General features: G+C 64.0%; 13 protein-coding genes. 7 read left to right on the top strand and 6 right to left on the bottom strand.

The genetic code is table 11. The annotated features are described in order from the left end of the window. The 3 genes from GJ700_RS05910 (at position 1) to GJ700_RS05900 (ending at position 4022) form a co-directional block, all read left to right on the top strand. Positions 1-822: an ABC transporter ATP-binding protein gene (locus tag GJ700_RS05910; protein ID WP_229506829.1), complete on the top strand. Its 822-nt coding sequence runs from the start codon at positions 1-3 to the stop codon at positions 820-822. 61 nt (positions 823-883) lie between these two features. Next, positions 884-2635 (top strand): sensor histidine kinase, encoded by a 1752-nt coding sequence (locus GJ700_RS05905; RefSeq protein ID WP_371867845.1) that lies wholly within the window; start codon positions 884-886, stop codon positions 2633-2635. 4 nt (positions 2636-2639) lie between these two features. After that, positions 2640-4022 (top strand): sigma-54-dependent transcriptional regulator, encoded by a 1383-nt coding sequence (locus GJ700_RS05900; protein WP_154371732.1) that lies wholly within the window; start codon positions 2640-2642, stop codon positions 4020-4022. A 12-nt stretch (positions 4023-4034) separates the two neighbouring features. On the opposite strand, the gene GJ700_RS05895 is transcribed toward GJ700_RS05900, so the two are convergent. Beyond that, on the bottom strand, positions 4035-9974 hold the full coding sequence (locus GJ700_RS05895; protein ID WP_154371731.1) for an AAA family ATPase: 5940 nt from the start codon (positions 9972-9974) through the stop codon (positions 4035-4037). A gap of 77 nt (positions 9975-10051) precedes the next feature. Continuing rightward, the gene (locus GJ700_RS05890) at positions 10052-12289 is read right to left on the bottom strand and encodes a TonB-dependent receptor (RefSeq protein WP_154371730.1); all 2238 of its coding nucleotides are present in this window, start codon (positions 12287-12289) and stop codon (positions 10052-10054) included. Positions 12290-12510: 221 nt separating this feature from the next. Between GJ700_RS05890 and pulA the strand changes: the two genes are divergently transcribed. Further along, positions 12511-15267: a pullulanase-type alpha-1,6-glucosidase gene (gene pulA, locus GJ700_RS05885; RefSeq protein ID WP_154371729.1), complete on the top strand. Its 2757-nt coding sequence runs from the start codon at positions 12511-12513 to the stop codon at positions 15265-15267. A gap of 9 nt (positions 15268-15276) precedes the next feature. Continuing rightward, positions 15277-15885, top strand: a complete 609-nt coding sequence (locus GJ700_RS05880) for a hypothetical protein (RefSeq protein ID WP_154371728.1) — start codon at positions 15277-15279, stop codon at positions 15883-15885. Between the two features lie 12 nt (positions 15886-15897). Here GJ700_RS05880 and GJ700_RS05875 read toward each other — a convergent pair whose 3' ends face one another. The 3 genes from GJ700_RS05875 to GJ700_RS05865 all read right to left on the bottom strand — a co-directional run bounded on the left by GJ700_RS05875 (position 15898) and on the right by GJ700_RS05865 (position 20723). Then, positions 15898-17589, bottom strand: a complete 1692-nt coding sequence (locus GJ700_RS05875) for an alpha-amylase family glycosyl hydrolase (RefSeq protein ID WP_154371727.1) — start codon at positions 17587-17589, stop codon at positions 15898-15900. 20 nt (positions 17590-17609) lie between these two features. Next, complete coding sequence (locus GJ700_RS05870; protein ID WP_154371726.1) at positions 17610-19250, bottom strand: alpha-D-glucose phosphate-specific phosphoglucomutase; 1641 nt, start codon at positions 19248-19250, stop codon at positions 17610-17612. Positions 19251-19373: 123 nt separating this feature from the next. Next, positions 19374-20723, bottom strand: coding sequence for an MFS transporter (locus tag GJ700_RS05865; protein ID WP_154371725.1), 1350 nt, complete (start codon positions 20721-20723; stop codon positions 19374-19376). Between the two features lie 191 nt (positions 20724-20914). Between GJ700_RS05865 and GJ700_RS05860 the strand changes: the two genes are divergently transcribed. After that, positions 20915-23329 carry a glycoside hydrolase family 31 protein gene (locus GJ700_RS05860; protein ID WP_154371724.1) on the top strand — a complete coding sequence of 805 codons (2415 nt, stop codon included), beginning with the start codon at positions 20915-20917 and terminating at the stop codon, positions 23327-23329. Between the two features lie 14 nt (positions 23330-23343). Continuing rightward, positions 23344-24249 carry an alpha/beta hydrolase gene (locus GJ700_RS05855; RefSeq protein WP_154371723.1) on the top strand — a complete coding sequence of 302 codons (906 nt, stop codon included), beginning with the start codon at positions 23344-23346 and terminating at the stop codon, positions 24247-24249. Between the two features lie 2 nt (positions 24250-24251). On the opposite strand, the gene GJ700_RS05850 is transcribed toward GJ700_RS05855, so the two are convergent. After that, a complete protein-coding gene (locus GJ700_RS05850) occupies positions 24252-24551 on the bottom strand; it encodes an antibiotic biosynthesis monooxygenase family protein (protein ID WP_154371722.1) in 300 nt (99 codons plus the stop codon). Between the last annotated feature and the right edge of the window lie 21 nt (positions 24552-24572).

Here is a 24572-nt window from a genome sequence, read left to right as displayed (position 1 = left end):
ATGAGCAAGATGGACGCATTTAACACGACCTTGAGCCATATCCAGGTCCGCAACGTGAACAAGGTGTTCAAGACCGGTGGCCGCGACGTGGTCGCGCTGAAGGACATCAACCTGGAGATCCCGCAAGGCCAGTTCGTCTGCCTGCTGGGCCCGTCGGGCTGCGGCAAATCCACCTTGCTCAATGCGATTGCCGGCTTTTCGCTGCCGTCGACCGGCGAGATCATGGCCGATAGCGAGCTGGTCACCGGCCCGGGTCCGGAACGCGGCATGGTGTTCCAGGAATATGCGCTGTTCCCGTGGATGACGGTGGAAAAAAACATCGCGTTCGGCCTGGAAATCAAGGGCATGGAACCGAAGCGCATCAATGAGACGGTGGACCAGTTGCTGCGCATGCTGTCGCTGACGGATTTCCGCCATCGCTACCCGAAAGACTTGTCGGGCGGGATGCGCCAGCGGGTGGCCATTGCCCGCGTCCTGGCGCTGGACTCGCCGATCATGCTGATGGATGAACCGTTCGGCGCACTCGATGCGCTGACGCGGCGCAATTTGCAGGATGAGTTGCTGCGCATCTGGGCCGAACTGAAGAAGACCATCATCTTCGTCACGCACAGTATCGAGGAAGCGATTTACCTGGCCGACCGCATCATCGTCATGACGTACCGTCCCGGCACCGTGAAGCGCGACATGATGGTGGAACTGCCCCGCCTGCGCGATCCTTCGTCATCCGACTTCAATGCCCTGAAGCGCGAGCTGGGCATGCTGGTGATGGAAGAACAGCAGCGCCACCACAACGATGAGATGCGGATGGCGGCGGTCGACTGAGTTTCACACCTCGCCCATGTACAATCGGCGCATGCGCAAACCGCTCCTCCCGCTCGTATTCTTGGCCGCCCTGTTGCTGGTGGCCGGCGCGTACGCGCTTGGGGCGCTGCGGGCGCGCGCCGATTTGCTGGAACAGGGACGGCGCCAGCTGGAATTGATGGCGCCCGACCTGCAATCGGCGATGGACAAATATGAAACCCTGCCGTTCGTGCTGGGTTTCCAGCCCGACCTGGCGGAGGCCATCGCCCATCCCGCCGATGCCGCCGTCATCGCGCGCCTGAACCGCACGCTGCAAACCATCCAGCGCCAGTCCCAGGTCGGCGCGATTTATTTGATGGACCGCAGCGGCCTGACGCTAGGCTCCAGCAACTGGGACCAGCCGACGTCCTTCGTCGGCAAGAATTTCTCGTACCGCCCTTATTTCAGCGAAGCCCAGCGGGGCCGCCCCGGCCTGTTCTACGGCATCGGCACGGCCACGGCGGAGGCGGGTTATTTCATCGCGCAACCGGTGTACCGCGACAGCACGGACGGCGGTCCCGTGGCCGGCGTGGTGGCCGTGAAAATCAGCCTGGCCGAATTCGAACAGACGTGGCGTTCCAGCGAACATACGATCGCGCTGGCCGACCGTCACGGCGTCGTCTTCCTCAGCAACCAGCCGGACTGGCGCTACCGCAGCCTGCGCCCGCTCGACGCCACGGCACAGCAGGAACTGGCGCAAACGCAGCAATACACCGGCCGGCAAGTCGCGTCGCTGCCGCAGCCGCTGCCGGAATACGCCGTGCGCCCGGTCGGCAAGCTGGGATGGCAATTGATGCTGTTCCCGTCGCAGGTGCGCGTGCAGCGCGCCGCGCTGCTGTGGGCCGCCGGCACCGCGCTGTTGCTGGCCTGTGGCGGCGCGTTGTGGTGGGCGCTGCACCAGCGCCGCCGCCGTCTCGAAGAACAGCGCGAATCGCGCGCCGCGCTGCGCCAGGCCGCCCTGGAACTCGAACAGCGCATCGCCGAACGCACGGCGCAGCTGCAAACCACCAACAGCGACCTGGAAAGCAAATACGTCAAGTTGCAGCAAACGGAACACATGCTGCGCACCACGCAAAACCAGCTGGTCCAGGCCGGCAAGCTGGCCATGCTGGGCCAGATGGCGGCCGGCATCACGCATGAACTGAACCAGCCGCTGGCCGCCATCCGCGCCTTTGCCGACAATGCCCGCGTGTTCCTGGAGCGGGGCCGCCCGGAACAGGCCGACGCCAACCTGGGCCACATCAGCGACGCCAGCGCGCGCATGGGCGCCATCATCAGCCAGTTGAAAGGCTTTGCGCGCAAGGATGAAGCAATCACGCAAGTGAACCTGGCGCGCTCGGTGCAGGCGTCCGCCCTGCTGGTGGACAATGATTTCAAGCGCCAGGGCGTCACATTGGAAACCGGCGATCTCACCGGCAGCGAAATTACCGTGGCGGGCGATGCGGTGCGCATCGAGCAGGTGCTGATCAACCTGCTGCGCAATGCGCTCGACGCCGTGGCGGGCATGGAGGAGACACATCCCCGCACGGTGACGGTGACCCTGGAAAAGGCGGAGCGGTGGGCCGAAGTGCGCATCAGCGATACCGGTCCCGGCATCCCGGAACAGGTGGCCGCGCACCTGTTCGAACCGTTTTATACGACCAAGCCGTCCGGCCAGGGATTGGGGCTGGGGCTGGCGATTTCCTCGTCCATCGTGCAGGCGATGAATGGCCAGTTGACGGCGCATAACCTGCCCGGCCCGGCGGGCGGCGCGCAATTCGTGCTGCGCCTGCCGCTGCAAGCAACCGAACCATAGACCTATGCAAGCGATACTGATCGAAGACGAAGCCGCGCTGCGGCTGGCGACACAGCAAACCCTGGAACTGGGCGGCTTCACCGTGCAAGCCGTGGCCAGCGCGGAAGCCGCGCAACCGCTGCTGCGCGCCGATTACGACGGCGTCATCGTCACGGACGTGCGCCTGCCCGGCAAATCCGGGCTCGACGTGCTGGCGCAAGTGACCGCACTCGACGCGGAATTGCCCGTCATCGTCGTGACGGGCCACGGCGACGTGGAAATGGCGGTCGCGGCCATGCGCGCCGGGGCCTACGACTTCATTGAAAAGCCGTTTGCGGCGGAGCGCCTGCTGGACGCCGTGCGGCGCGCGCAGGAACGCCGTGCGCTGGTGCTGGAAAACCGCCGCCTGCGCTCGGACCGCGCGCTGCACCCGGACACGCCGGACCTGATCGGCCGCTCGGACGTCATGGAACGCCTGAAAACGCTGGTGCGCAATGTCGGCCCGGCCGGCGTCGATATCCTCATCAATGGCCAGACCGGCACCGGCAAGGAAGTGCTGGCGCGCGTGCTGCACGCGGCCAGCGGCCGCAAGGGTAACTTCGTCGCCATCAATTGCGGCGCGCTGCCGGAATCCGTGTTTGAAAGCGAAATCTTCGGCCACGAAGCGGGCGCCTTCACGGGCGCGCAAAAGCGCCGCATCGGCAAGCTGGAATATGCCAGCGGCGGCACCGTGTTCCTCGATGAAATCGAAACCATGCCGCTGGCATTGCAGGTCAAGCTGCTGCGCGTGCTGCAGGAACGCAAGCTGGAGCGCCTGGGCGGCAATGAGGGTATTCCGCTGGATTGCCGCATCATCGCGGCCAGCAAGGCGGATTTATTGGCGCTGTCCAGCCAGGGCCTGTTCCGCGAAGACTTGTATTACCGCATTGGCGTGGTGACGCTGGACTTGCCGCGCCTGCGCGACCGGCGCGACGATATCCCGCTGCTGCTGGCGCACTTCGTGCAGGAAGCGGCGGCGCGCTACCAGCGTCCCGTGCCGGCATGGCGCCCGGAACAGATGGCCGCGTGGCAGGCGGCCGACTGGCCGGGCAATGTACGCGAATTGCGCAACTTCGCGGAACGGCTGGTGCTGGGCGTGGTGCAGACGGCGCCCGCCGCGCCGCTGGCCGCACCCGCGTTTGTCACAGCAGGCAGCAGTGCCGCGCCTGATGCGCCGCCCACGGTGGCCGCCGGCGACGGCGCGGCCACGTTGCCGCAGCAAGTCGACGATTTCGAGCGCGCACTGATTGAACGGGCGTTGGCCGCCGCGGGCCATAACGTGGCGCTGGCCGCGGATAACCTGGGTGTGCCGCGCAAGACGCTGTATGACAAGTTGAAGAAGTACCAGATCGGGACGGGACGGAAATAAGAAGGACCGTCGTCACGCGCCGCCATCGCGCCGCATATGCTGCTCGACCAGCTCGAGGATGGCCCTGGACCGGTATCCCTTGGCCAGCTGGGTCAACTGGTCGGCGAAGGGCCGGTAGCGTTCGTCCAGTGCGGACAGGTAGTCGGCACGCTGCATGATGTTGCGCATGTTGCCCTGCCGTGCGAGCTGGTGCAGGACCGCCATTTCGTCCGGCGGCGGCGCCAGCAGCGGCGCATCGGCCCGCGGCGCCGCCGTGGCTGGCGTGTCCGCCGCATCATAAGTCCAGGCCAGCCCGAGCAGCGCGCCGACCTGCTCCAGCAAGCGGTCCAATTTGACGGGCTTCGGCAGGAACGCCTGTGCGCCGGCGGCCAGGCTGTCGGCGGCATGGTGATCTCCCGCGCTGGCGGACACCGCAATGATGGGCAGCGCGCCAAACGCCGGCGACTGGCGCAGCCAGCGCATCGCGGCCAGTCCGTCCACGCCAGGCATCACCACGTCCATCAGCACCAGGTCCGGCTGCACGGCCTGCACTTGCGCCAGCCCCTCGGCGCCATTGGCCGCTTCATGCACCGTGAAGCCCAGCGGGCCGAGCATATCGCGCAGCACCATGCGGTTTTCGCCCACATCGTCCACCACCAGGATGGACTTGCGCGGCCCCTGGTAGCCTTGGACGGCATGGGCCTGGCGCGGCGCCTCCGTGCTCTCCGGCATTGCCGCGTCCATGTCGAACCAGAACGTGCTGCCCTGGCCCGGCACGCTGTCCACTTGCAGCTCGCCGCCCAGCATGTGCACGAACTGGCTGCTGATCGCCAGGCCCAGGCCGGTGCCGCCCTGCCGGCTTTGCTGGTCGCCCGCCTGCTCGAACGGCTGGAAGATTTTTTCCCGCTCCGGCTCGGCGATGCCGACACCGGTGTCGCGTACCTCGAAGCGCAGGCGCGCCGGCGCGACACGGCGCACGTGCAGCACCACCTGGCCATGATCGGTGAACTTGATGGCGTTCGACAGCAGGTTGAGCAAGACCTGGCGCAAGCGCTTTTCATCGGTTTGTATGGCTGCCGGCAAGTCCGGGCCGAATGCGCTGATGAATTCCAGTCCTTTTTGCGATGCCTTGACCGCCACGATCTCGCTGACGACATCGAGGAATTCGGCCAGCCGCACCGGCGCAATGTACAGTTCCAGCTTGTTGGCTTCGATCTTGGCGAAATCCAGGATATCGTTGATCAGGTTGAGCAAATGCTCGCCGCTGTGCTGGATCACGGTCAGCGCCGTCTTCCGGCTGTCGCTGGCGTCGCGCTCGCGCAGCAGGATTTGCGCATAACCGAGGATGCCGTTCAGGGGCGTGCGCAATTCATGGCTCATATTCGCCAGGAACGCACTCTTGGCGCGGTTGGCCGCATCGGCCGCCAGGCGCGCGCTGCGCTCGATCTCCGCCTGTTTGCGTTCGGACAGGTCCAGCACGAAGCCGACGCCGTGGTCGGCCGAGCCTTCCAGCAGCGCGCCGCCCACCAGGACCGGCACCCGGCCGCCATCCTTGCGGACGAATTCCTTTTCATACGGCAGCAGCTTGCCGGTCCGCGCCACCTCTTCCCGCGCCCGCGCATCGGCCGCCGCATATTCGGGCGGGGTAAAGTCATTCCAGCGCAGGCTGCCGGACGCCAGTTCGTCGCGGCCATAGCCGGTCAAGTGCAGGAAAGCGTCGTTGGCGTCATTGATGCCGCCTTGTAAGTCCCAGAAAAACACGCCGATGATATTCGATTCCACCAGCCGGCGGATGCGCGCTTCCCGCTCGCGCAATGCCGCTTCGACCCGCTTGCGCGAGGCATTTTCCTGCTGCAGGTCGGCATACAGCAAGGCATTTTCCAGGGAAATGGCGGCCTGCGAGGCCAGCAGTTCGAGCACGGTCACGCGTTCCGGCGTGAATACCTGGGTGGCCAACGTGTTTTCCAGGTACAGCACGCCAACCAGCCGGGCTTGCCGGACGATCGGGATGCACAGGATGGACTTGGGACGCTGGCTGCGCAGGTAAGGATCGGCGGAAAACGGGTGCGGCCCGGAGGAGTCGGCCAGCAGCACCGGCGCACGGCTGCGCCGGACATAGTTGACGATGGTTTCGGGTCCGCTCCATGCCGGTACTGCATGGTCCAGGTGCAGGCGCACTTCGGCCGCCTGGTTCGTCAGGCCGGCTTGCGCCGCCAGTACCAGGACGCCGCCGCGTTCCAGCAGCAGCGCGCCGGTCTGCGCACCGGCGCTTTCCAGCATGATGCGCATCAGCGTATCGATCAGCTCGTCGAGCAGGATCGCGCCGGAGATCGCCTGCGACGCCTTGGCGACCGACAGCGCGTCGAGCTGCACCATGCCGCCGGCCGTAGCCGGCGCCGCCCATTGCCCCTGCAACTGCGGGTAGCGCGCCAGCAATTGCCGGACTTTGCCGTCGGCGCCCCAGCGGCCAAAGCAATCGCATGCCGCGCACAGGTGCGCCCGCGCCGCGCTGGCGGTGCCGCGCGCCAGGTAGTAGCGCGCCGCCGCTTCGTGCGCCACGCCTTCGAACTGGGCAAAACCGTGGCGCTCCGCTGACTGGATGGCTTGCTCATACAAGACCATGGCGTCGCTGTCGCGCCCGTCGAGGCGCGCGGCTTCGGCCGCCGCCAGCGCGTATTTGTCGGCAAACGCAGGCGCACAGTGCTCGGCCCATTCGCGCAATGGCGCCAGGTGGCCGTCCAGCAATGTGCGATGCTGCCCATCCGCGGCGCCGGCGTCCAGGACGGCGGCCAGGATCAGCACCGCATAGTAGTGGTATTCCAGCACCAGGTCCGGCAAGTTGGACAGGGCCCACAACTGCGGGCGCAGCGCCGCCAGCGCCGCCAGCGCATCGGCGAAGTCACCCGACAGGTAGCGCGCCTGCATCTTGAACAGCAAGTGGCGGCATACCGGCTGCGCAGTCTTGTCCGCCTGCAGCCGTGCTTCAAAGGCGGCCTCGTCAAAACCGTCCGGTGCGCTGTCGCTGAAGGTTGAAAAATGTGCGGTACGGCCCAGCATGGTGGCGATAAAGCGCTGCTGGCTGGTGATGACGTTTACGTCATCCTGGTATTTGGCCTTGCTTACATAGTCGAGGCCTCTTTCGGTTTCACGCCAGACGGTATCGAGCGGGATGCCCTGCAACAGTTGCGCACCGATCAGCAAGACCCAGTTATTGCAGGCCGTGAAAATGTCGCCGGTTTCACGGCCGACATGGAAGACCGCGCGCAAGCGGTCGATGACGGCGCCCAGCGGCTGGGTCCACATCGCATTGGCAATCGTCAGCAAATGCAATTCCGCCTTGTTGGTTGCCGCCGTGTAGCGCTCGGTCAACTCGCCCGCGGCCTTGCTGAACCGGTAACCGTCCGCATAGCGGTGGAATACCGGGCCCAGCAGAAAGCCAAAGAACGCGTACGCGTAGGACGACGCATTGCTGTTACCGTGAAGCAGGCTCAGGTTCACCATGCGGTAAACGACCAGGCTGGCCAGGGAAAAGTCCGTGAAGGATGCCGGGGCGATCAACGACACCAGCATGTCCATGCTGGCTTGCCGTTCCGGCTCCTGCATGGGCGGCAGGTTGCGGATGTCCTCGATTTGCCACGTTCCCAGGTTGCGCCACACTTGTCCGTACTCGGCCTCGACTTGTCCGGCATCGGGATGCGCGGGCAGGTCGATGCCGTACAGGCGCAAGCCGGCCAATGCACTGTCGACGGCTTGCTCGCATTCCGATTGCATGACGTGCAACCGGGTCTTCTGGCCGTACACGGCAGCCAGTTCAGCCTTGCTCTGTGCGCGTTCCATCAGCGTGGCAATCAGTTGGCCCGCCAGCGCCAGGCCACCACTATGGAATTCGCATTCCGCACGTTCTTGCCACAGGCTGAACACCAGGTCGTGTTGCCTGTCCCAGTCGTCTTCATCGAGCAAGGCCATGCCCGCCGCCAGGTAGATGCAGGCCGATGCATACGCCACGGACGCCTTGGCCTTGCGACCGGCGCGCAGGTTGAGTTCGGCCACCTGCGATTTTTCATCGCGGCCGGCCAGCAAGGCGGCGCCCTGGTTGTACTGGTTCACCACGTCGAACAGTTGCGGGGCGGACTCGCCGGAGAGCAGTTGCGCGGCCAGCATGCGGCCGATGCGCAGATGCACCCCGGCATGCTGGTGCGGCGGGATCAGCGCGTAGGCCGCCTGCTGGATGCGGTCATGCAGGAATTTGCCGCTGTCGCCAGACAGCACGATCAAGTCTTCGCCAGCCGCCGCCTCCAGGTGCTGCCGGGTTTCCTCATCGGACCAGCCGCCTGCCAGCGCGAGCAGGTGCAAGTTGAACTTGTTCCCCAGGCTGGCGGCCAGCCGTAACACGCCCTGTACCGGCCCGGGCAAGCGGCGCAGCTTGCCAGACATCAGGTCGGCCACGTTGTCGGCGAAATTCCTGCTGCGGATTTGCTCGGCGTCCCAGCACCAGATGCCGCGTGCGGTGTCGCGCCGCAACAGGCCATCCTTGTGCAGCGTGCTGAGGAATTGCGTGAAGAAGAAAGGGTTGCCTTCGGTGCGTTCGAAGATCGCGCGCGTGAGCGGCAGGCAAGCGTGCGCCGGCGCATGCAGCGTGTCCACCACCAGCTGGTTCAGGTCGGACACCGACAGCGGCGCCAGTTCAATATCGATCACCGGCGTACCGCCGGCACGCACCGCTTCGCGCGCCGCCATCAACGGATGGGCGGCGCCGGTTTCGTTGTCGCGGTACGCGGCGATCAGCAACAGCCGGCCCGCGTTCGCGTGCGGCAGCAAGTGTTCGAGGAATTGCAGGCTGGCCGCATCGGCCCATTGCATATCGTCGAGAAACAGCGCCAGCGGCGTCTGGTGGTGGGTGAAGACAGAGACAAAACGCTGGAATACCTGGCGGAAGCGGTTTTGCGCCTGCGCCGGCGGCAGCGCTGGCACTGGCGCCTGCTGGCCGATGATCAATTCGACCTGGGGCAGCACATCGACGATCAATTGGCCATGCTCGCCCACGGCGGCCTGGATTTGCTGGCGCCAGTCGGCAACCCTCGCTTCGCTCTCCGCCAGCAATTGCTGGATCAGGTCGCGGAACGCCTGCGTCAGCGTGGCGTACGGCACGTCGCGCATCAACTGGTCGAATTTACCGGAAATAAAATAGCCGCGTTCGCGCACGATAGGTTCGTGCAATTCATGCACCAGCGACGATTTGCCGATGCCGGAATAGCCCGACACCATCACCAGCATGGCGTTGCCGCTGGAGGCCATTTCGCCGAAGGCGTCCAGCAGGGCCGCGCGTTCCACGCTGCGTCCATACAGCTTGTGCGGGATCTGGAAGCGGTCGGGCGAGTCGTCGGCGCCCGGCATGAAAGGATCGATACGGTCTTCGGCTTGCCATTGCGCCAGGCAGCGGTCGAGATCGGCCTTCAGTCCGCGCGCACTCTGGTACCGGTCTTCCGGCAGCTTGGCCAGCAATTTCATCACGATACCGGACACCGCTTCCGGAATGTCGGCCACCGCGCCGGGCGGCGGCGCGCTGCGCGCGATATGGCAGTGCGTCCATTCCAGCGGATCGCTGCCCTGGAACGGCAAGTGCCCGGTCAGCATGCGGTACAGCGTCATGCCCAGCGAATAGAAGTCGCTGCGGTAATCGGCCGGGCGGTTCATGCGCCCGGTCTGCTCGGGCGATACATAGGCCCAGTCGCCGGGTGCGGCCGTGTCGCTTGCCGCGGCCGGGCCGAGGTCGGCAAGGCGCAGGGTGTCGCGCGACTGGCTGATGACAATATTGGCGGGCCGGATATCGCGGTGGACCAGCTGTGCCGCGTGCAGGCCGGCCAGCGCCTGCACCAGTTCGCCGGCGATGCGCAGGCAGTCAGCCAGGGGCAGCGGGTTGCCTGCGCTTTGCAGCGCATCCAGCGTCAATATTGATTGATGGGTAACGACCATGGCTTCTCCCGGCCCTGGCTTACAATAATGCAGTCTTGCCTGCCGGTCAATTTGCTAGTAACACCAATCTTTGCCGGTCAAAAATCACGCGTTGCGCCGATACCAATCAACCGTGGCGGCGTATAGGTCACTTGCCGGGCCGATCCCAAATTGGTCCCGGTGATCAGCATGCTGGTATAGGCTGCCGTATTGCCCGCGTTGCGGACATAGCCATACAGCGTCCAGCGGCCACCGGCCGGCCGGAGGGAAGCTGCCAGGTTGAGCAAACCATAGCCGGACTGCATGGTGTCCGGCGTATTGAATTCAGTGAAGTAGACCTTGCTGCGCCGCACATAATCGCCGCGCAAGGTCAGCTTGTGGCTGCCCACGCTGCGCGTGGTTTCCGCACTCAGGCCCAGTTGCGCGCGCGATACTTGCGCCAGCTGGTTGCCGCGCACATTGACGGCGCGGCCAGGGGCGTTGCGGGTATCGGTATTGGTGAAATCGGCGTAGGTCGGGTCCATCAATCCCAGCGTGGCGCCCAGCAGCCAGGCCGGCGCCGGGCGCAACTGGAGCTCGAATTCGGCGCCATGGATTTTCGCGCGGGAGGCATTGGCCAGGATGACATTGGCGCTGCTGGCCTGGGCGACCTGCATGTCCTTGTAGAGACTGCTGAACAGGGCGATATTGAAGGCGCCGCGCCGGTCCAGGAAGCGGGTCTTCCATCCCAGTTCCAGCGCCACCACCTTTTCCGGCTTGACCAGGTTGCCTTGCAGCGCACCGAGGTTGACCGCACCGGATTTGAAGCCGTGCGACAGGCGCGCATAGCCGAGGGTATTGGATGTGAACTGGTATTCGGCGCCGGCACTCCCGGTCAGGCTGGTCCAGCCATCGCGCGGCGTGCCGGTCTGGACACCGCTGAGGCCGAACGCGGGCACGGTCAGCTCCTGGTATTCGTCGGCGCGCTTGGTATCCCGGTTCAGCCGCGCACCGCCCAGCAGGGCCAGCGATGGCGTCAGCGCATAGCGCACATCGGCGTAAACAGCGGCCGAGCGGGTCTGGATCGGACCACCCAGCTTGACGCGGAAACCGCCAGGCAGCGCTGTCGTCAGCGATTGGCCCGGCGCCACAAAACCCAGCGGGATTTGCGCTTGCAGTGCAACATCCTGCCGCTGGCTGAAATGCAGCATCGTCAGTCCCGCCAGCCATTGCAGGCGGGCGCCGTCGCGGGACGTGGCATGCAGGTCGACGCTGCGGTCGATGCTGGCCGTGGTAAAGCTGAGCGTGGCGCTGGGCGCCGCGGTCTGGTCGCCATCCCACGCGTGGTGCACATCGCTCTTGCGCCACGCCGCGGTCAGGCTCAGCGTACTGTCGCCCAGCGGCCGCTCGTAGATCGCTTGCAGCATGCGCACGTCGACCTGGTTGACCGAGCCCTGGCTGGCGAGGCGGCGCGGGTCCGTCTCGGGATAGGCGCCAAACAGCAACGAGGAATTCATCAGCGGGTCGATCAGGATCGGCAGGCTGATGCCATTGTCATGCTCGTGGTAATAAGCGGCGATCAGGCGCAGTTGATGGCCGCCGGCAAAGCGGGATGACGTCTGCAGCCGCAGTGCCGCCGAACGCAGGTCGTCGAGCCGGCCGGGCGGCGTGAAGACCGGGCCACCCGCCACGATGGGCGCCGGTGGCGTGCCGGCCAGCGGGTTCCTGGTATAGCCGGCGAAATCCTTGAGCTGGAACGACAGGCGCGCTGCGGTGGCGCCGCCACCCAGCGGGCCGGAAACGTAGCCCTCGGCTTGCTTGCGGCCATAGGTGCCGCCTTCGATGCCGGCGCGCGCCGCGAACACCTGGGTCGGCGGTGCGGAAACCAAGTTGACGGCGCCGCCGGTGGCATTGCGCCCATACAGCGCGCCTTGCGGGCCGCGCAGGATTTCAACCCGCTGCGTGTCGAACAGCGCGAGGTTGGTGCTGGTCTGGTCGGACAGATAAGCGCCATCGGCATACAACGCCACACCGGGATCGCCGCCGGCCAGCAGGAACACATCGCCGATGCCGCGAATGAAGATTTGCGTCGAGCTTTGCGCGGAAAACGCGGTATTGGGCGCCAGGTTGAGCACGTCCGCCAGGCTGTTGGCGCCCTGCCCGGCCAGCCTGGCGCCATCGAACGCTGAAATGGCTGCCGGCGTGGCGTCGAGCGCGGTGCTGCGGCGTTCAGCGGTAATGATGACGGTTTCCAGCGGGTCACCGGAAGCCGGCGGCTGTTCCGCCGCCATTTGCGCGTGGGCCGGGGCGCAAAAAATCAGTGCGCCGGCCATGGACAGTCTGGGCCATGCAGTCATGATGGACCTCCCTGGAAGGGTCGCAAACCGGCAAGACCGCGCTGGCAGACGCCAGCTTGCGCGCGGGCAAGCTCGAATATTTTACTGCGCCGCATGGCTGCGGTGGAATATCTTGCTGACTTACTCAATAAGTAGTAAAGCTACACCAATTGCATTACTATGATGGGATAATTCCCCATGACTTCCCTATATTCTGTAGCAATACTACCAAGGAGACACCCATGCCCGTCACCCCGCAGCGCGAGACCGTCCCCATTATCCGCCTCTCGCTGGGCGCCGCGCTGGTGCTGTCCGCCTTTGGTGCGCAGGCGCAGCAAGCCATCCCGTTATCAGCCTGCGACGCGCCGCACCAGACCGTCCTGCAGGCGGCCGCCGCCAACTATGACGCGCGCGCCATCTGGCTGGACCGCAAGCTGTTGAAATGGCCGGGCGCGGACACTGCCGCCACCTACAAGCTGTATCACTCGGTGGCGGGCGCCATCAACGCCCCCGCCGGCGGCAAGGTATCCGGCGCGGACGGTTCCGTGGCGCTGGAGCGCCATACCGGCGCCGTCAAAGCGGACGTGGCGCAGCGCTTCAAGTATGTGGCCGATGGCGCGGTCCTGTCGCTGCCTGCCGGCGCCCCCGTCGCCGACCTGCTGAAGCAGCAACTGGTGCTGGTGCAGCAAGGTCCGGACGGCACGGTGATTGACGCCACCACGTTGCAGGCGGCGGGCGCGCTGGACGACTTGTATGCGGCCGCGGAAAGCGTCATGGACCTGGGCGCGTCTCCCGCGCGCGGTGCGACCCGTTTCAAGCTGTGGGCCCCCACCGCACACAACGTGGCGGTCTGCACCTATGACAACGGTTACGCCAGGGCGGCCGCCATCGAGCCGATGCGCTTCGATGCGGCCACCGGCGTGTGGAGCGCCAGCCGCCACGCCGACTTGTCCGGCAAATACTACAAGTACGTGGTGGACGTGAACGTGCCGAATGCGGGACTGGTGCGCAACCTCGTCACCGACCCTTATTCCGTCAGCCTCACCACGGATTCGCAGCGCAGCTACATTGCCGACCTGGATTCGCCCAGGCTGAAACCGGCCGGCTGGGACAAGGCACCGGCGCCGAAGAAAGTCGCCGCGCCCACCGACCTGACGGTCTATGAATTGCACGTGCGCGATTTCTCCATCAGCGACGCCACCGTCAGCGCGGCCAACCGGGGCAAGTACACGGCGTTCACGGAAACCCGCTCGAACGGCATGAAGCACCTGGCGGCATTGAGCCAGGCCGGCATGACGGACATCCATTTTCTGCCCGTGTACGACATCGGTTCCGTGCCGGAAAAAGGCTGCGCCATGCCGCAACCGTCCGCATTGAAGGGCAATGCGGCTGACAGCGACAGCCAGCAGGCGCTGGTCGGCAAGACCCGCCATACGGATTGCTACAACTGGGGCTACGACCCGTTCCATTACAGCGCCCCGGAAGGCAGCTATGCGACCGACGCCGCCGACGGCGCGCGCCGTATTGTGGAATTCCGCCAGATGGTGATGGCGCTGCACAAGACCGGCCTGCGCGTCGGCATGGACGTCGTGTACAACCACACGTACCGCGCCGGCCAGGATGCGCAATCGGTGCTGGATCGCATCGTGCCCGGCTATTACCACCGCTTGAGCGACAAGGGCGCCATCGAATCGTCGACGTGCTGCTTCAACACGGCGACGGAAAACCGCATGATGGCCAAGCTGATGATCGATTCGACGGCGCTATGGACGCGCCATTACAAGATCGATTCGTTCCGCTTCGACCTGATGGGCCACCAGCCGCGCGCCGCGATGGAAGCGCTGCAGGCGCGCGTCGACAAGGCGGCGGGCCGCCACGTGCATTTGATCGGCGAAGGCTGGAACTTTGGCGAAGTGGAAAACGGCAAGCGCTTCGTGCAGGCGTCGCAACTGTCGCTGAACGGCAGCGCCATCGGCACCTTCAGCGACCGTGGCCGCGACGCGGTGCGGGGCGGCGGCGCGGGCGATTCCGGCAAGGACATGTTTGCGCGCCAGGGCTATATCAATGGCCTGGTGTATGACCCGAATGCGCAAGCGCCGCAGCGTCCGAAAGAAGATCTGTTGCGCGCCGCCGACCTGGTGCGCGTGGGCCTGGCCGGCACCCTGCGCAGCTATCCGCTGACGACCTACAAGGACCAGGCCACGGAATTGCAAGCCATCGATTACGCGGGCCAGCCTGCCGGCTATGCCAGCGAACCGTCCGAAGTGGTCAACTACGTGGAAAACCACGACAACCAGACCCTGTACGACGCCAACGCCCTCAAGCTGCCCTTGGCCACCACCAGCCTTGAGCGCGCCCGCGTGCAGGTGCTGGGCGCCGCCATCAATGCCTTCAGCCAGGGCGTGGCGTACTTCCATGCCGGCCAGGATATCCTGCGTTCGAAGTCGCTCGACCGCAACAGCTTCGAATCGGGCGACTGGTTCAACCGGCTGGACTGGTCCTACCAGGACAATTACTTCGGCACTGGCTTGCCGCCGCAGGAAGACAATGGCAAGGACTATGCGCTGCTGAAACCCGTGCTGGCCAATGCCGCCATCAAGCCCACGCCGGCCGACATCGCATTTTCCCGCGACGCGTTCCGCGACTTGCTGAAGATCCGCTCCGGCTCGTCGCTGTTCCGCATGCGCACGGCAAGCGACATCAGGCAGCGCCTGCACTTCTTCAATACGGGTTCATCCCAGGTGCCGACCGTCATAGCCGCGCGTATCGATGGCGCCGGGTACCCGGGGGCGGGCTTCAAGACTGTCACTTACCTGATCAACGTGGATAAGGTCGAGCAGTCGGTCGTCGCGGAATCGGAGAAAGGCAAGCGCTACAAGCTGCATCCGGTGCAGGCGGCGCACGGCGCGGCAGACGCGCGCGCGAAAGAAGCACGCTATGACGCGGCCAGCGGCAAATTCACGGTGCCGGCGCGGACCGCGGTCGTGTTTGTGGAGTAATGCAGGTATTTGACGTCGGTTAAGGTACTACCGGCGGGCAGCACTAAAGTTGGGGTTCTTTCCCACAAACAACTAAGGAAGCGCCATGCCCGCCAATACCGCCGCGCCCATCAAGACATCTATCAACTTCAGCGCAAAGATCAACCGGCGCGCAGAAGAAAGCGCACCTTTCCGCAAATAATGATGCGCCGCCTAAGATTGGTAATTGCCGCTGTCGCCGCAGCCCCATGGATCAGTCATGCAGCGCAGCCAGGTGAGCCCGGCCTGTTTGGCCAGTGGCGCGTCGTATCAGTCCTCGATGCGGCGGAAATCACCGGTGTATCGGAACGACATGCCCGGTCATACGTTGGCAAAACGCTCCACATCGACATATCCGGTTTCCGATTCCAAAACATGACCTGCAAAACCCCAAGCTTTGCCAGGACCGAACAGCCTACAGCACAGTATCTGCGGGAATCATGGCATGCGCGATCCGGCAACCTTGGTTTGCCGCATCGCGTTACCGTGATTGATGCCCGCTGTACCGACATTTTCATGAAGGCCAACGGGCGGATGGTATTCAACTGGAAAGGCTACTTTTTGGAAGCGGCAAAAACAGTTGATGCACAGGCCCCATGAATCACATGGCGCTTACTTCGCGATCAGCGCCACGCCGCCCTTGACGTTCAACGTCACCGCGCCGTTTTTCACGACCGCGCTGCCGCCCGAATAGTAATCCTTCACCCGCGTCCCGTCGGCAAACGCGTCGCCCACCTGGATCGTGGCCCTGGCGCCGGCCGGCACGTCGAGCGCCACCACCACCTGGTCGCTGATGCCGTTTTTCGCATAGGTGCGCTTGAACGTATACGGCCCGTCCGCGATCTTTTCATGCACACCCGCTCCCACCGCCGGATGCGCGCTGCGGAACAGTCCCAGCTTGCTGTAATGCGCACGCACATCGGCAATCCGGTAGCCGTCGCGTTTCACATTGAGCGCCAGTTCGTCCCAGTTCATGAATGAACGCAGCTTGGCGTCGCCCTGCGCATCGCTCCGGTTCAACAGGCGCGCCGTCTCGTCGCCATAATAGATTTGCGCGGCGCCCGGCGCCAGCAACAGCTTGTTCGCGGTTTCAAAGGGCTTGGCGCGGGCCGGATCGAACGGGTGGTCGTCGTCGTGCGACGCCGTGTAGTTCAGCACCGAGTGGCCCGCCAGCGGACCGCGCAGCGCGGCGTCATATTTGCTGAACAGCGTTTCATAATCCTGCTTCGCATCCCACACGAGGCCGAAGTTGATCATGCCGTCAAAGCCATTGTTGTAAAAGTCGACCAGCTCGTTGCCACCCATGTCGAACTGGCGGCCATGGGCGATGTTGTAGCCGTACACTTCGGCCAGCATGAAGAACTTGCCTTCACCCAGCACCTTGGATGGATTGGCGCGCTTCCAGTCGTTATGCGCGGCTTCGGCCACCGTGTGCAATTCTTTCCACACACCCGGTTCCACGTGCTTGACGGTATCGGCGCGGAAGCCGTCGACGCCAAACTTGCGGATCCAGTCCGCGTGCCACTTCATCAGGTAATAGCGGGGCGCGCGCGGATAACCAGTGCGGGCAAAGAATTCATCGAGTTCTTTGACTTCCCTGTCATAGCGCCCTTCCGCCTTCCATTTCGCCGCCAGGAAGTCCGGCAAGGCCACGTTGGCATTGCTGTTGGTCAGAACATCCGGCAAGCCTTTGACCAGCGTGCAATTGACATTGGTTTCCGTGTTCTTGTACGTGCAAGGCGGGTCCATGCGCACCCAGTCCGCCGGCCAGACATCCGGCAAGGCAGCGGCCGACGGTTCCGTATGGTTCATCACCACGTCCAGCAGCACGCGCATGCCGCGCGCATGGGCCGCTTCCACCATGTCGCGGAAATCCTGTTCCGTGCCCAGGTTGGCGTCTACCGCCGTCCAGTCGTGCGTCCAGTAGCCATGGAAACCGTACGACTTGCCCGTGCCTTCATCGGTTGCGCCATGCGACTGCTCCACCGGCGGCGTCAGCCACAGCACGTCGATCCCCAGGCTGTCGAAATAGCCGGACTTGATTCTCTCCGTCACGCCCTTCAAATCGCCACCCATGTAGCCGCGCAGCGGCGCCGCATCGGCCTTGCGGCCATAGGCCAGGTCGTTGCGCTTGTCGCCGTTCTGGAAACGGTCCGTCACCAGGAAGTACACGGTGGCGTTCTCCCACAGGAATGGCTTGGCTGCGGCAATCTTCGGGGCTGCCGCAGCAGCAGCGGTTGCGGGGCCGGCGATGGCGGCGCCCAGCAGCAAAGCCAGGGACAGGGCGATGGGAGTACGCTTCATTTACTTCCTTTCTCTCGGGTTTACGTGATAACGGACGGGCTGGCACGCCCCGTCTGCGTGGTGATGGAAGCAACGCTGTCGGCCGCCGCAATCAGCGACGCCAGCGCCTGCTGTACCGGGCGGCGCTGCTGCGCCGCGTCGGGTTCATACAACTCAAAATACACGCGCAGGGTCGCGCCTTCCGTACCGGTGCCGGACAGGCGGAACACGATGCGCGAACCGTCCGTCATGATGATGCGCACGCCCTGCTTGTGCGCGGTGGAACCATCGACCGGATCGGTGTACGAAAAGTCGTCGGCAAACTCCACCGTGTGGCCATTCAGGCTGGCCCCTGGCAGCGCCGGCAGCTTGATACGCAAATCATCCATCAGCAAATTCGCCGCCGCCGCATCGATGCCTTCGTAATCGTGGCGCGAATAATAGTGGCGACCAAAGCGGACCCAGTGCGCCGTGACGATCTCTTCCACGCTTTTGCCGCTGGCTGCCAGCAAATTGAGCCAGAACAGCACGGCCCACACGCCATCTTTTTCGCGCACGTGGTCGGACCCCGTGCCGTAACTCTCTTCGCCGCACAGCGTTGCCATGCCGGCGTCCAGCAAGGTGCCGAAGTACTTCCAGCCGGTCGGCGTTTCATGGCACGCAATGCCCAGCGCCTCGGCCACCTTGTCCGCCGCGCGCGATGTCGGCATCGAGCGGGCAATGCCTTTCAGGCCGGCGCGGTAGCCCGGCGCCACCGTGGCGTTTGCCGCCAGCACGGCCAGGCTGTCGGACGGCGTGACGTCGAACTTGCGGCCCACGATCATGTTGCGGTCGCCATCGCCATCGGACGCGGCGCCAAAGTCCGGCGCATCCGGCTGCGCCATCAGGCCGATCAATTCCGCCGCATTGACGGGATTCGGATCCGGGTGCCCGCCGCCGAAATCTTCCAGCGGTACACCATTGATGACCGTGCCCCGCGGCGCGCCCAGCATGCCTTCCAAAATGGCGTGCGCATACGGACCGGAGACCGCGTGCATGCCGTCGAAGCGCATCGTGAAGCCGCCAGCGAACAGCTTGCGAATCGCGTCGAAGTCGAACAGGCGCGCCATCAGTTCCGCATAGTCGGCCACCGGGTCGATGACTTCCACCCGCATGCCTTCGATTTGCGTGACGCCGATGGTGTCTACATCGATATCGGGCGCATCGCTGATGCGGTATTGCGTGATGCTTTCGGTGCGGTGGTAAACCGCATCCGTCACGCTTTCCGGTGCGGGGCCGCCGGCCGCGATGTTGTACTTGATGCCGAAGTCGCCGTCCGCGCCGCCGGGGTTATGGCTGGCCGACAGGATCAGGCCGCCCGCGGCGCCCCGCTTGCGGATCACGCAACTGGCGGCCGGTGTCGACAGGATGCCGCCCCGCCCCACCAGCACGGACGCATAGCCATGCGCCGCGGCCATTTTCAGGATGGTCTGGATCGCGGCGCGGTTGTGGTAGCGGCCATCGCCGCCCAGCACCAGTGTCTGAGCAGTCGGGTCGCCCTCGTTACCGACCACGTCAAACACGCTTTGCACGAAATTTTCGAGGTAATGCGGCTGGCTGAATACCGCTGTTTTCTTCCTCAAACCGGAAGTGCCTGGTTTTTGTCCCGCAATGGGTTGGGTTGCAATCGTCTGGATCGCCATGCTCTGCTCCGCGTAAATGTAGGTTGCCGCCGGGACTCAAAGCCCGGCGGCGTGCTGCCTTTTTAGCATGATTGCAGGCCAGGCGGCGTCCCACAGGATGCCGCCATTCCAGCGAGGGAAGAATTACGACGCTTTTTGCAACGCTTCCGGCATGGACGCGCGGCGCGCCGCCGGTTCGCGCACCAGCATCGACAGCAGGCCGCCGATGATCATCGATGCGCCGCCCAGCGCCAGCGTGCTGGCCGCATGGCCGCTGAACAGGTTCTTGGTGACGAAGCCCAGCAGCAGGCCCGACGCGATTTGCGGGATCACGATGAAGAAGTTGAACACGCCCATGTAGAAGCCCATGCGATGCGCCGGCAGCGCGGCGGCCAGGATCGCATACGGCATGGTCAGGATCGACGCCCACGCAATGCCCACGCCGATCATCGGCACCATCAGCATGTTGATGCTGTGGATGTACATGATGCTCATCAGCGAGACGCCGCCGATCACCAGGCACACCATGTGCACGAAACGGCGGCTGGTGTAGCGGGCGAAGACCGGCAGGATGAAGGCGGCCAGCGCCGACACGCCGCTGTAGACGGCAAACATCTTGCCGATCCAGTTGCCCGCTTCCTGGTACGCGGCCGATTGTGCATCGGTGGTGCCAAACACGTTGTCCGCCACGGCGCCCGTGGTGTAGATCCACATCGCGAACAGCGCGATCCACGTGAAGAATTGCACGAAGGCCAGTTGTACCATGGTCTTCGGCATACGGAACAAGCCGCCGAAGATTTCCGTCAGCGCGTGGCCCACGCCCAACTGACGCTCGGCGCGGAATTTTTCCACGTCATCCGGCGGGATTTCCGTCGTGGTGAAGGTGGTCCACAGCACGGCAATCGCATACGCCGCGCCGCCCACATAGAACGAATAGCGCACAGTATCGGGAATCGAACCGTTGACCGGCACATTGGACACGCCAAGCAGGTCGGCAAAGATGGCGGGCAGCAGCGAGGCAATCACGGCGCCGCAACCGATGAAGAAGGTTTGCATGGCAAAGCCGGTGGTCTGCTGCGATTCATCGAGCTTGTCGCCGACGAAGGCGCGGAATGGTTCCATCGACACGTTGATCGACGCATCCATCATCCACAGCACGGCAAACGCGGCCCACAGCGCGGTACAGTTAGGCAGCAGGAACAGGGCAATCGCGGCCAGCACGGCGCCGATAAAGAAGAAAGGACGGCGGCGGCCCCAACGCGGGTGCCACGTGTTGTCGCTCAGGTAACCGATAATCGGCTGCACCACCAGGCCGGTCACGGGAGCGGCCAGCCAGAACAGCGGCAAGTCTTCCAGGCCGGCGCCCAGCGTGGAGAAAATACGGCTGGTGTTCGTGTTTTGCAGCGCAAAGCCGAACTGGATGCCGAAGAACCCGAAGCTCATGTTCCAGAGTTGCCAGAACGTCAGCCTGGGCTTGGTGGAAGTCGTTTGCATGCTGCCTGTCCCCGATTATAAGAATGCGATTTGTAGTAAAGTAACATGGTGATTAGGGGGTGTCAATCGTAATATTCCCGTGAAACTATGTATAAATACACAAAAATGTAGTCGAACAACATAAATGAGTGTTTTTCCATCCACAAGGAATTACAATGGTGCCGTTATATTCACCCAGCCGCTGAAACCATATGACATCCACTGCCCGATCCGCCGCCCGCCTCACCCTTCCCCTGCTCCTGTTATCCACGCCGCTGGCCATGGCCCAGCAAGGGCGCACCTTCGAATCGGCCACCGTCAACAACGGCCGCCTGGAAATCGCCACCAGCGACGGCGCATATCTGATCCGCGCATATTCGCCGCAAATACTGGAAACGTCGTTCGTGCCGAAAGGCGAAGCCTTCGACCCCGCGTCGCACGCGGTGGTGCTGGCGCCGGGCAAGGACGCATCCGCCCTGAGGGATGACGGCAAGCAGCTGACGTACGAGACGGGCGGCATCACCGTCACCGTCACCAAGGCGCCGTTTCGTATCGCCTATGCCTACAAGGGCAAGCCGCTGGTGGCGGAAAAGCATGGCTACGTGAAAAAAGATGGCGCGGAAACCATCGACTTCGAGCTGGACAAGGATGAAGCACTGTATGGCGCGGGCGCCCGCGCCACGGGCATGAACCGCCGCGGCAACCGCTTCACCTTGTATAACCGCGCGCACTATGGCTATGACGACCACTCGGAACTGATGAACTTCACGTTGCCGATCGCGCTGTCATCAAAACTGTATGCGCTGCATTTCGATAACGCCGCCATCGGTTACCTGGATTTCGACAGCCGGAAAGACAATACGCTGGCCTATGAAACCATCAGCGGCCGCAAGACGTACCAGGTCATCGCGGGCGACAACTGGGACCAGATCGTGGCCAGCTACACCAGCCTGACGGGCCGCCAGCCGTTGCCCCCGCGCTGGGCCTTCGGCAATTTCGCCAGCCGCTTCGGTTACCACAGCGAACAGGAAGCGCGCGACGTCGTCAAGCAATTCAGGGCGGACAAGATCCCGGTCGACGCCATCGTGTTCGACCTGTACTGGTTCGGCAAGGACATCAAGGGCACCATGGGCAACCTGGCGTGGGACAAGGACAACTTCCCCACGCCGAAAAAAATGGTGGCCGACTTTGCCGCGCAGGGCGTGAAAACCGTGCTGATTACCGAGCCGTTCGTGCTGACCACGTCAGGCAAATGGCAGGAAGCCGTGGACAAGCAGGCGCTGGCCACCGATGGCAAGGGCGCCCCCGCAAAATATGACTTTTACTTCGGTAACACGGGGATCGTCGACCTGTACAAAAAGGAAGGCCGCGACTGGTTCTGGAACATTTATAAAAACCTGCGCAACGAATATGGCGTCGCCGGCTGGTGGGGCGACCTGGGCGAACCGGAAGTGCATCCATCGTGGGTGCGCCATGGCGCCAATGGCGCGCTGGGCGCCGACCAGGTGCACAACATTTATGGCCACGACTGGGCGCGCCTGATCCATGACGGCTACCGCAAGGACTTTCCCAACGAGCGCCCCTTCATCCTGATGCGCGCCGGTTATTCCGGATCGCAGCGCTTCGGCCTGATCCCCTGGTCTGGCGACGTCAACCGCAGCTGGGGCGGATTGAAAGCGCAGCCGGAAATCGCGCTGCAAATGGGCATGCAGGGGATCGGCTACATGCACTCGGACCTGGGCGGCTTTGCCAACCCCTACCTGGACGACGAGCTGTACACGCGCTGGCTGCAATATGGCGTGTTCCAGCCGATGTTCCGTCCCCATGCGCAGCAAGAGGTGGCGTCCGAACCCGTGTTGCGCGAGGAAGCGACGAAGAACCTGGCGCGCGCGGCGATCCGCCTGCGTTACAGCCTGCTGCCATATAACTACACGGCCGCGTTCGACAACAGCCAGACCGGCGCGCCGCTGATGCGCTCCATGCTGTTCGAAGAACCGGGCAATGAAAACGCCCGTACCAACGCTTCGTCGTACCTGTGGGGCCGCGACTTCCTGGTCGCGCCGATCACCGAACCTGGCGCGCGCCGCAAGGAAGTGTATCTGCCGGCCACCAGCGCGGCGTGGTTCGATTTCAATACGGGCCGGCGCTATGACGGCGGCATCACGGCCGTGGTACCGGTCACGCTGGACCACATACCCGTCTTCGTGCGGGGCGGCGCCTTCATCCCGATGGTGCAGCCGGTGCAGAGCACGCGCGATTACTCGACCCGCAAACTGGAACTGCACTACTGGCACGACGCGGCCGTCACCGCCGGCAGCGGCAAGCTGTATGACGACGATGGCGCCACGCCGGATGCCTATGGTAAAGGGCAATATGAGCTGGTGCGTTTCACCAGTGCGTTCAAGGGCAAGGAACTGGCGATCGGCGTGGTGTCGGAAACCGGTGCGCACTACCAGCGCATCGACCGGTCCGTGGCGCTGGCCGTGCATAACGTGGCGTCGAAACCCGCGCGCGTGCTGGTCGATGGCCAGCCTGCGTCATCGTCGTGGGACGCGAAAACGCGCATCCTCACCATCGATATCGGCATGGGCAAACGCGCCAGCGCCGCCGTCGCCATCACGCTATAACTGGAGACTTGCCGATGCTGAAACCTTTACTGTTATCGCTCGCCCTGCTGGCGGCAAGCCCTTCCCATGCCGCGGAAGCGCTGAAAGTCGATTCCGGCCATGTCGAGCGGCTGGAGCAATTCCCGTCCCGCTTCATCGATGCGCGCAATGTCGATGTCTGGCTGCCAGCCGGCTATGACGCGAAGGACAAGGCGAAACGCTACAAGGTGCTGTACATGCACGATGGCCAGATGCTGTATGACGCGGCCACCACGTGGAACAAGCAGGAATGGCAAGTCGACGAAGTGCTGGGCAAGCTGATACGCGAAGGCAAAGTGCCGGACACCCTCGTGGTCGGCGTCTGGAACAGCGAGAAATACCGCCATCCCGAATACTTCCCGCAAAAGGCGCTGGACTTCATGCCGGCCGACGCGCGCAAGAACATCACGGAACGCGCTCTGGGCGGCAAGCCGCGCGCCGACGATTACCTGCGCTTCCTGGTGCAGGAACTGAAACCGGCCATCGACAAGAAATACGCGACGCGCACGGGCCGTGACGATACGGCCATCATGGGTTCCAGCATGGGTGGCCTGATTTCGCTGTACGCGATCAGCGAATACCCGGACGTGTTTGGCGCGGCGGGCTGCGTCTCGACGCACTGGGTGGGCGCCGGCCCGCAAAACGCGGTGATGCCGCTGGGGTTCTTCAATTACATGCAGGCCAGGCTGCCGGACCCGAAGACCCACCGCATCTACATGGACCACGGCGACCAGACCATCGACGCGCTGTACGGCGTACACCAGGCCTTCGCCGATATCCTGGTGCGCGAGCATGGCTACGACGACAGGCACTTCCTCAGCAAGGCTTACCCGGGCACGGACCACAGCGAGAAATCGTGGGCGGCGCGGTTGGCCACGCCGCTGGAGTTTTTGCTGAAGTAAGGTCAGAACCCCGTCAGCGCCACTTCCACGTGTTCCACCACGGACGGCGCCGCCACGAACCCGCCGGCCAGCCGGCGGAATTCCTGCAATTCTTCGCTGGCGCGGAAATGCACGGTATGGTCTTCCAGTGTTTCCCAGCCAATCACCAGGCGGTATTTGTCGCCCTCTTCGATCGTGCGTTCCAGCCGCAGCGACTTGCATCCCTTCGAACGCTGGAACAATGGCACGGCGGCGGCAATCGCCGCCTCGAATTCCGCATGGACACCGGGTTTGACCTGGATGGTGGCGATTTCAAAAATCAATGGAAGCTCCTGTTGACGTTG

This window comes from Pseudoduganella rivuli (genome assembly GCF_009674485.1).
In the GTDB taxonomy this organism is placed as follows: Bacteria; Pseudomonadota; Gammaproteobacteria; order Burkholderiales; family Burkholderiaceae_D; genus Rugamonas; species Rugamonas rivuli_B.
This window is presented reverse-complemented; position numbering and strand designations above follow the sequence as displayed.

Coding starts and splice junctions, on each gene's coding strand:
- GJ700_RS05895 (WP_154371731.1), bottom strand. CDS start 9,974: ATGGTCGTTACCCATCAATCAATATTGACGCTGGATGCGCTGCAAAGC.
- GJ700_RS05870 (WP_154371726.1), bottom strand. CDS start 19,250: ATGGCGATCCAGACGATTGCAACCCAACCCATTGCGGGACAAAAACCA.
- GJ700_RS05910 (WP_229506829.1), top strand. CDS start 1: ATGAGCAAGATGGACGCATTTAACACGACCTTGAGCCATATCCAGGTC.
- GJ700_RS05900 (WP_154371732.1), top strand. CDS start 2,640: ATGCAAGCGATACTGATCGAAGACGAAGCCGCGCTGCGGCTGGCGACA.
- GJ700_RS05875 (WP_154371727.1), bottom strand. CDS start 17,589: ATGAAGCGTACTCCCATCGCCCTGTCCCTGGCTTTGCTGCTGGGCGCC.
- GJ700_RS05860 (WP_154371724.1), top strand. CDS start 20,915: ATGACATCCACTGCCCGATCCGCCGCCCGCCTCACCCTTCCCCTGCTC.
- pulA (WP_154371729.1), top strand. CDS start 12,511: ATGCCCGTCACCCCGCAGCGCGAGACCGTCCCCATTATCCGCCTCTCG.
- GJ700_RS05890 (WP_154371730.1), bottom strand. CDS start 12,289: ATGACTGCATGGCCCAGACTGTCCATGGCCGGCGCACTGATTTTTTGC.
- GJ700_RS05865 (WP_154371725.1), bottom strand. CDS start 20,723: ATGCAAACGACTTCCACCAAGCCCAGGCTGACGTTCTGGCAACTCTGG.
- GJ700_RS05855 (WP_154371723.1), top strand. CDS start 23,344: ATGCTGAAACCTTTACTGTTATCGCTCGCCCTGCTGGCGGCAAGCCCT.